This window comes from Herbaspirillum sp. UBA812 (assembly GCF_002296545.1).
GTDB classification, from domain to species: Bacteria; Pseudomonadota; Gammaproteobacteria; order Burkholderiales; family Burkholderiaceae_D; genus Herbaspirillum; species Herbaspirillum huttiense.
The window spans coordinates 1-8823 of the sequence record NZ_DBIC01000088.1 but is presented as its reverse complement, the minus strand read 5'-3'; the positions used below and the strand labels follow the sequence as shown (position 1 = coordinate 8823).

The following is an 8823-nucleotide window of genomic DNA, read 5'->3' as shown; positions in this document are numbered from 1 at the left end:
TTGCGGAAGTGGTGGAATTGGTAGACACGCTATCTTGAGGGGGTAGTGGCGAAAGCTGTACGAGTTCGAGTCTCGTCGTCGGCACCATAGAAATGAAATGAAAAGCCAGCGAAGGTCCTAGTGCCTGAGCTGGCTTTTTGTCGAGGAAGTTTCTGATTGATATTGAGAATCATTCCCATCGATAAACCAACGCATAGCGGCCAATCGTGAACCTCGAAAATTACTTCCCAGTCCTCCTGTTTATTCTTGTCGGCATCGGTGTCGGTGTCGCTCCCCAGCTCCTCGGTCGTCTTCTTGGTCCGCACAAGCCGGACGCTCAAAAAACTTCTCCTTACGAATGCGGTTTTGAAGCATTCGAAGATGCGCGCATGAAGTTCGATGTGCGCTACTACCTGATCGCCATCCTGTTCATCCTGTTTGATCTGGAAACCGCCTTCTTCTTCCCTTGGGGCGTGTCCATGCGTGAGCTGGGCTGGCAAGGTTTCGTCACGATGATGGTCTTCATCGCTGAATTTGTTGTCGGATTTTGGTACATCTGGAAAAAGGGTGCCCTGGATTGGGAGTAAGCCATGTCTATTGAAGGCGTATTGAATGAGGGGTTTGTTACCACCTCGCTGGATAAGGTAATCAACTGGACCCGTACCGGATCCCTGTGGCCCATGACCTTTGGTCTGGCGTGCTGCGCAGTTGAAATGATGCACGTCGGTGCGTCGCGTTACGACCTGGACCGCTTTGGTGCGGTGTTCCGTCCGTCGCCGCGCCAGTCCGACCTGATGATCGTGGCCGGCACGCTGTGCAACAAGATGGCGCCGGCGCTGCGCAAGGTCTACGACCAGATGCCGGAACCGCGCTGGGTGATCTCCATGGGCTCCTGTGCCAATGGTGGCGGCTATTACCACTATTCGTATTCGGTGGTGCGTGGCTGCGATCGCATCGTGCCGGTCGACGTGTATGTGCCGGGTTGCCCGCCGACGGCGGAAGCGCTGCTGTATGGCGTGATCCAGCTGCAGAACAAGATCAAGCGCACCAACACCATCGCGCGCTAAGAGGGCAGTATGACGACAAAATTGGAAACTCTCGAAGCCGCCCTGCGTAATGCGCTTGGAGGGTATCTTCAGAACCTGACCGTGGCCCTCGGTGAAGTCACCGTGGTGGTCAAGGCCGCTGACTACTTGTCGGCCATGCGCGTGCTGCGCGACCATGCCGACACCCGTTTCGAACAATTGCTGGACCTGTGCGGCGTGGATTATTCGACCTATGGCGATGGTGCCTGGGACGGTCCGCGCTTTGCCGTGGTGTCGCACCTGATGTCGATCTCGCACAACTGGCGTGTGCGTGTGCGCGTGTTCGCGCCGGATGACGACCTGCCCATCGTGGCCTCGGTCGATCCGATCTGGAATTCGGCTGGCTGGTACGAGCGTGAAGCCTTCGACTTCTACGGCATCCTCTTCGATGGCCACCCCGACCTGCGCCGCATCCTGACCGACTATGGCTTCATTGGCCACCCGTTCCGCAAGGACTTCCCGGTGTCCGGCTATGTCGAAATGCGTTACGACGCCGAACAGAAACGCGTCATCTATCAACCCGTAACGATCGAGCCGCGCGAAATCACCCCGCGCATCATTCGTGAAGAAAACTACGGGATCAAATAATGGCAGAGATCAAAAACTATACGCTGAACTTCGGTCCCCAGCACCCGGCCGCGCACGGCGTGTTGCGTCTGGTGCTGGAGCTGGATGGTGAAGTCATTCAGCGCGCCGACCCCCACATCGGCCTGCTGCACCGTGGTACCGAAAAGCTGGCCGAACAGAAGACCTTCCTGCAATCCGTGCCTTACATGGATCGCCTGGACTACGTCTCGATGATGAGCAACGAGCACGGTTACGTGCTGGCCATCGAGCGCCTGCTGGGTCTGGAAGTGCCGCTGCGCGCGCAGTACATCCGCGTGATGTTCGACGAAATCACCCGCCTGCTGAACCACCTGATGTGGATCGGCGCGCACGCGCTGGACGTGGGCGCAATGGGCGTGCTGCTGTATGCCTTCCGTGAGCGTGAAGACCTGTTCGACTGCTACGAAGCCGTCTCCGGCGCCCGCATGCACGCGGCTTACTACCGTCCGGGCGGCGTCTACCGTGACCTGCCGGACAGCATGCCGCAGTACAAGGCTTCCATCGTGCGCAACGAGAAGGCCATCCGCGAACTGAACGAAAACCGTCAGGGTTCGCTGCTGGACTTCATCGAAGACTTCACCAATCGTTTCCCGACCTATGTCGACGAATACGAAACCCTGCTGACCGACAACCGTATCTGGAAGCAGCGTCTGGTCGGCGTCGGCGTGGTCTCGCCGGAACGTGCATTGCAGATGGGCTTCACCGGTCCGATGCTGCGTGGCTCGGGCATCGCCTGGGACCTGCGCAAGAAGCAGCCGTATGAAGTGTATGACCTGCTGGACTTCGACATCCCCATCGGCAAGAACGGTGACTGCTACGACCGTTACCTGGTGCGTGTGGCCGAAATGCGCCAGTCCAACCGCATCATCAAGCAATGTGTGGAGTGGCTGCGCAACAATCCGGGTCCGGTCATTACCGACAACCACAAGATCGCGCCTCCGAAACGTGCGGACATGAAGTCCAACATGGAAGACCTGATCCACCACTTCAAGCTGTTCACCGAAGGCTTCCGCGTGCCTGCCGGCGAAGCGTATGCTGCCGTCGAGCATCCCAAGGGTGAATTCGGTATCTACCTGGTCTCCGACGGTGCCAACAAGCCGTACCGCCTGAAGATCCGTGCCCCGGGCTTTGCCCACCTGCAAGCCCTGAACGAAATGGCCAAGGGCCACATGATTGCCGATGCGGTCACCATCATTGGTACGCAAGACATCGTGTTCGGGGAAATCGACCGATAAGTCGAATAGTAAGAGTCAAGGCGGGCTTCTCAGGAAGCCCGTCAGGTTTGGGGAATATCCAATAACCGCGCAGCACTGATGCGCATGGATGGCCAACGATATGCTGTTAAGTCAAGAAGCCCTTAAGAAAATCGATCGCGAACTCGCGAAATACCCGGCGGACCAGCGCCAGTCTGCGGTCATGTCCGCGCTGCGCATCGCCCAGGTGGAACATGGCTGGCTGCCGGCCGAGCTGCAGCAGGAAATTGCCGACTACATCGGCATGCCCGCCGTGGCCGTGCAGGAAGTCGCGACCTTCTACAACATGTTCAACACCAGCCCGGTGGGCAAGCACAAGATCACCGTGTGCACCAACCTGCCGTGTCTGCTGTCGGGTGGCGAGCGTGCTGCCCATCACCTGAAGCACAAGCTGGGCATCGATTATCGCGAAACCACGGCCGACGGCCAGTTCACGCTGATGGAAGGCGAATGCATGGGCGCTTGCGGCGACGCACCGGTCATGCTGGTCAACAACCATCAAATGTGCAGCTGGATGTCCAACGAAAAGATCGACGCGCTGCTGGAGGAACTGAAGAAATGACCTGCCTGCACGACCGCCACATCAAACCGCTGATCCTCGCCGACCTGAATGGCGAGAACTGGCATCTCGAGGATTACGTCAAGCGCGGCGGCTACGATTCGCTCAAGCGCATCCTCAACGAGAAGATCACTCCGGAACAAGTCATCGCCGACCTCAAGGCGTCGGGCCTGCGTGGCCGCGGCGGCGCGGGTTTCCCGACCGGCCTGAAGTGGAGCTTCATGCCGCGCCAGTTCCCGGGCCAGAAATACCTCGTCTGCAATACAGATGAAGGTGAGCCGGGCACTTTCAAGGACCGTGACATCATTCGTTACAATCCGCACGCGCTGATCGAAGGCATGATCATCGGCGGTTACGCGATGGGCATCACGGTTGGCTACAACTACATCCACGGTGAAATCTTCGCTGAGTACGAGCGTTTCGAAGAAGCCCTGGAAGAAGCCCGTGCGGCCGGCTTCCTGGGTGACAACATCCTCGGTACCGGTTTCAGCTTCCAGCTGCATGCGCACCATGGTTACGGTGCCTACATCTGCGGCGAAGAAACCGCACTGCTGGAGTCGCTGGAAGGCAAGAAGGGCCAGCCGCGCTTCAAGCCGCCGTTCCCGGCCAGCTTCGGCCTGTACGGCAAGCCGACCACCATCAACAACACCGAGACCTTTGCGGCCGTGCCCTTCATCTTCAAGGTAGGCCCGCAGGCCTACGCCGAGATGGGCAAGCCCAACAACGGCGGCACCAAGATCTTCTCGATCTCGGGCGACGTCGAGCGTCCGGGCAACTACGAGATCCCGCTGGGCACGCCGTTCTCCACCCTGCTGGAACTGGCGGGCGGCATGCGCGGCGGCAAGAAGATCAAGGCCGTCATCCCGGGCGGTTCGTCCGCACCGGTGATCCGTGGCGACGTCATGATGGACACCACCATGGACTACGACGCCATCGCCAAGGCCGGCTCGATGCTGGGTTCGGGCGCGGTGATCGTGATGGACGAGACGCGCTGCATGGTCAAGTCGCTGCTGCGCCTGTCCTACTTCTACTACGAAGAATCCTGCGGCCAGTGCACGCCGTGCCGCGAAGGCACCGGCTGGATGTACCGCATGGTGGAGCGTATCGAAAACGGTCACGGCAAGATGGAAGATCTGGACGTACTGAACTCGGTAGCCGACAACATCCAGGGCCGCACCATCTGTGCGCTCGGTGATGCAGCGGCGATGCCGGTACGCGCGTTCGTGAAGAATTTCCGCGAAGAGTTCGAATACCACATCGAGCACAAACACTGCCTGGTTCCGGCTTACATCTGAACAGGGCAGGGGATGCTGGCGGGATGCGATAAGCCTTCCGCCGGTGTCGTTGGCAAAGAATATTTAGCTTGGGCAAACAGCCATGGTTGAAATCGAAATAGACGGCAAGAAGGTTGAAGTGCAAGAAGGCAGCATGGTCATGGACGCTGCCAACAAGATCGGCACGTACATCCCTCACTTCTGCTATCACAAGAAACTGTCCATCGCGGCCAACTGCCGCATGTGCCTGGTCGAGGTCGAAAAGGCCCCGAAGCCGCTGCCTGCCTGCGCCACGCCGGTCAACAACGGCATGATCGTGCGCACCGCCAGCGACAAGGCCGTCAAGGCCCAGAAGGGCGTGATGGAATTCCTCCTGATCAACCACCCGCTGGATTGCCCCATCTGCGACCAGGGCGGTGAGTGCCAGCTGCAGGATCTGGCCGTCGGTTACGGCGGTTCCTCCTCGCGCTACCAGGAAGAAAAGCGCGTCGTGGAGCCCAAGGACGTCGGTCCGCTGATCTCCATGAAGGAAATGAACCGTTGCATCCACTGCACCCGCTGCGTGCGCTTCGGCCAGGAAGTGGCCGGCGTGATGGAGCTGGGCATGCTGGGCCGCGGTGAGCATTCCGAGATCACCACCTTCGTCGGCAAGACCGTGGACTCCGAACTGTCGGGCAACATGATCGACCTGTGCCCGGTCGGTGCACTGACCTCCAAGCCGTTCCGCTACAGCGCCCGTACCTGGGAACTGTCGCGCCGCAAGTCGGTGAGCCCGCACGACAGCGTTGGTGCCAACCTGATCGTCCAGGTCAAGAATGGCAAGGTCATGCGCGTGCTGCCCTTCGAAAACGAAGAAGTCAACGAGTGCTGGATCTCCGACAAGGACCGTTTCGCTTACGAAGCGCTGGACAGCGATCAACGCCTGACCAAGCCGATGTTGAAGCAGGACGGCAAGTGGCAGGAAGTGGACTGGCAGACTGCGCTGGAATACGTCGCCCACGGCCTGCGCAACATCCGTCACGAACACGGTGCGGACTCGATCGCCGCGCTGGGTACCCCGTACTCCACGCTGGAAGAGCTGAGCCTGCTGCAGAAGCTGGTGCGCGGTGTCGGTTCGGACAACGTCGACTTCCGCCTGCGCCAGTCCGACTTCGGCCTGGATGGCCAGATCAAGCCGTGGCTGGGCATGTCCATCGTCGAGTTCTCGCAGCTGAACCGCGTCTTCGTGATCGGTTCCTTCCTGCGCAAGGATCATCCGCTGCTGTCGGCCCGCCTGCGCCAGTCCGCCAAGAGCGGTGCCAAGGTCAGCGTGCTGCACGCTACCGACGACGATCTGCTGATGCCGATCGCCAACAAGATCATCGCCGCTCCCTCGGCATGGCTGTCCGCCCTTGCCGAAGTGGCCGTGGCCGTGGCTGAAGCCAAGGGTGTGGCTGCCCCCGCCGCCTACGCTGGCGTGGTGGCATCGGACGCTGCCAAGGCGACCGCTGCCAGCCTGCTGTCGGGCGAAGGCCGTGGCGTCTTCCTGGGCAACGCTGCCGTCCAGCATCCGCAAGCTGCGCAACTGCACGCTGCTGCACAGTGGATCGCCGAACAAACCGGTGCCAAGCTGGGCGTGCTGACCGATGGCGGCAACGCCGTGGGCGGCTACCTGGCCAACGCCGTGCCGACCCCGGGCAAGGGTGCCAACGCTGCTGCCGTGTTCGCACAGCCGCGCAAGGCTTACCTGCTGCTGAACGCCGAGCCGGAACTGGACAGCTACGACCCGCAAGCGGCCCGTGCCGCCCTGGGCCAGGCCGAGATGGTCGTGGTGATGTCGGCCTACCAGCACGGTGCTGACTACGCCGACGTGCTGCTGCCGATCGCACCCTTCACCGAAACCGCCGGTACCTTCGTCAATGCCGAAGGCCGTGCACAAAGCTTCAACGGTACCGTCAAGCCGGCCGGCGATGCGCGTCCGGGCTGGAAGGTCCTGCGCGTGCTGGGCAACCTGCTGGAACTGGAAAACTTCGATTACGAAACCGCCGAATCCATCCGCGACGAGTTGCTGGGCAAGGAAACCGACCTGTCGGCGCGCCTGAACAACATCGCCAGCGTACAAGCGCAGGCTGTGCAAGCCGCCGCCGGTGGTGTCGAGCGCGTGGCCGATGTGCCCATTTACTTCGCTGACGCGATCGCACGCCGTTCGCCGCCGCTCTTGGAAACCCGCGACGGCCAGGCTCCGAAGGCATGGCTGTCGGCTACCCTGGCCGCCAAGCTGGGTGTGGCTGAAGGCGACAAGGTCAACGTCAAGCAAGGCTCGGGCAGCGCTGCGCTGACCGCCGCCATCGATAAGAAACTGCCGGAAAACGTGGTTCGCGTCGCTGCTGCGCACGCCTCCACCGCTGCACTGGGCGGCATGTTTGGCGCAATCGTCGTGGAGAAAGCGTAAAAATGGATCACCTGATCGCCCAAATCAACAATGTGGGACCGGCGCTGCTGGGTCCGACCCTGTTCACGCTGGTGTGGACTCTGGTCAAGATCCTGGTGGTGATGGTGCCGCTGCTGGTGTGCGTGGCCTACATGACCTACTGGGAGCGCAAGCTGATCGGCTGGATGCACGTGCGTCTGGGCCCGAACCGTGTGGGTCCTGCTGGTCTGCTGCAGCCCATCGCTGACGCCGTCAAGCTGATCTTCAAGGAAATCTCGACCCCGTCCAAGGCCAACAAGGCGCTGTTCTACCTGGCGCCGGTGATGACCATCATGCCGGCGCTGGCCGCCTGGGCGGTGGTGCCGTTCTCGCCGGAACACGTGCTGGCCAACGTCAACGCCGGCCTGCTGTATCTGATGGCCATTACCTCGATGGAAGTCTACGGCATCATCATCGCCGGCTGGGCCTCGAACTCGAAGTACGCCTTCCTGGGTGCAATGCGCGCTTCGGCACAGATGGTGTCCTACGAAATCTCCATGGGCTTCTGCCTGGTGGTGGTGCTGATGGTCACCGGCAGCCTGAACATGACCGACATCGTGCTGGCCCAGACCAAGGGGCAGTTCGCCGGCATGGGCCTGAACTTCCTGTCCTGGAACTGGCTGCCGCTGCTGCCGATCTTCGTGATCTACTTCGTCTCCGGCGTGGCCGAGACCAACCGCCACCCGTTCGACGTGGTGGAAGGTGAATCCGAAATCGTGGCCGGTCACATGATCGAATACTCCGGCATGTCCTTCGCCATGTTCTTCCTGGCCGAATACGCCGCGATGATCCTGATCTCGATCCTGACCGCACTGCTGTTCTTCGGCGGCTGGTCGGCTCCGGTGTCCGCGCTGGACTTCATCCCGGGCTGGATCTGGCTGGGCTTGAAGACCTTCTTCTTCCTGTCGCTGTACGTGTGGATCCGCGCATCGTTCCCGCGCTACCGTTATGACCAGATCATGCGTCTGGGCTGGAAAGTGTTCATCCCGCTGACCCTGGTCTGGCTGGTGGTCGTGGCGATCTGGATCCAGTCGCCCTGGAATATCTGGAAATAAGTTGGAAGGCTGAGGCTAAAAATGGAAGCTATTAAGGATTTTTTCGGCAGCCTGATGCTCCGCGAACTGTTCAAGGGCCTGGCCCTGACCGGTCGCTACCTGTTCAAGCGCAAGATCACCGTGCAGTTCCCCGAGGAAAAGACGCCGATGTCCCCGCGTTTCCGCGGCCTGCATGCGCTGCGCCGTTATCCCAACGGTGAAGAACGCTGCATCGCCTGCAAGCTGTGCGAAGCGGTCTGCCCGGCGATGGCCATCACCATCGAATCCGAGCAGCGTGAGGACGGAACCCGTCGCACCAGCCGCTACGACATCGATCTGACCAAGTGCATCTTCTGCGGTTTCTGCGAAGAGTCCTGCCCGGTCGACTCGATCGTCGAAACGCACATCCTGGAATACCACGGTGAAAAGCGGGGCGACCTGTACTACACCAAGGAAATGCTGCTGGCAGTGGGCGACCGTTACGAAAACGAAATCGCCGCTGCACGTGCGGCCGATGCCGCCTACCGTTGATCGGTGCTGCCGGGTGGCCCTGCGAAATACGGGGCAGCCGGGCAGGGTGGTGC

General features: G+C 60.7%; 9 protein-coding genes and 1 tRNA gene. All 10 read left to right on the top strand.

Features of this window, described 5'->3' with window-relative positions:
* Positions 1–2 precede the first annotated feature (2 nt).
* The 10 genes from B3873_RS05900 to nuoI all read left to right on the top strand — a co-directional run bounded on the left by B3873_RS05900 (position 3) and on the right by nuoI (position 8770).
* A tRNA-Leu gene (locus B3873_RS05900) sits at positions 3–87 on the top strand.
* 119 nt (positions 88–206) lie between these two features.
* Complete coding sequence (locus tag B3873_RS05895; protein WP_006712939.1) at positions 207–566, top strand: NADH-quinone oxidoreductase subunit A; 360 nt, start codon at positions 207–209, stop codon at positions 564–566.
* A 3-nt stretch (positions 567–569) separates the two neighbouring features.
* Positions 570–1046, top strand: a complete 477-nt coding sequence (locus B3873_RS05890) for a NuoB/complex I 20 kDa subunit family protein (RefSeq protein ID WP_006712940.1) — start codon at positions 570–572, stop codon at positions 1044–1046.
* Between the two features lie 9 nt (positions 1047–1055).
* Positions 1056–1652, top strand: coding sequence for an NADH-quinone oxidoreductase subunit C (locus tag B3873_RS05885; RefSeq protein WP_034330585.1), 597 nt, complete (start codon positions 1056–1058; stop codon positions 1650–1652).
* Positions 1652–2905, top strand: coding sequence for an NADH-quinone oxidoreductase subunit D (locus B3873_RS05880; protein ID WP_034330584.1), 1254 nt, complete (start codon positions 1652–1654; stop codon positions 2903–2905). The genes B3873_RS05885 and B3873_RS05880 overlap by 1 nt, the downstream gene beginning before the upstream one ends.
* Before the next feature lie 88 nt (positions 2906–2993).
* Positions 2994–3485, top strand: a complete 492-nt coding sequence (gene nuoE, locus B3873_RS05875) for an NADH-quinone oxidoreductase subunit NuoE (protein ID WP_006712943.1) — start codon at positions 2994–2996, stop codon at positions 3483–3485.
* Positions 3482–4777, top strand: coding sequence for an NADH-quinone oxidoreductase subunit NuoF (gene nuoF, locus B3873_RS05870; RefSeq protein WP_008327658.1), 1296 nt, complete (start codon positions 3482–3484; stop codon positions 4775–4777). Before nuoE ends, nuoF begins: the two co-directional genes overlap by 4 nt.
* Before the next feature lie 82 nt (positions 4778–4859).
* Positions 4860–7187: an NADH-quinone oxidoreductase subunit NuoG gene (gene nuoG, locus B3873_RS05865; RefSeq protein ID WP_039786705.1), complete on the top strand. Its 2328-nt coding sequence runs from the start codon at positions 4860–4862 to the stop codon at positions 7185–7187.
* A 2-nt stretch (positions 7188–7189) separates the two neighbouring features.
* Positions 7190–8260, top strand: a complete 1071-nt coding sequence (nuoH, locus tag B3873_RS05860; RefSeq protein WP_121039202.1) for an NADH-quinone oxidoreductase subunit NuoH — start codon at positions 7190–7192, stop codon at positions 8258–8260.
* Positions 8261–8281: 21 nt separating this feature from the next.
* The gene (gene nuoI / locus B3873_RS05855; RefSeq protein ID WP_008327661.1) at positions 8282–8770 is read left to right on the top strand and encodes an NADH-quinone oxidoreductase subunit NuoI; all 489 of its coding nucleotides are present in this window, start codon (positions 8282–8284) and stop codon (positions 8768–8770) included.
* The last annotated feature ends 53 nt before the right edge of the window (positions 8771–8823 follow it).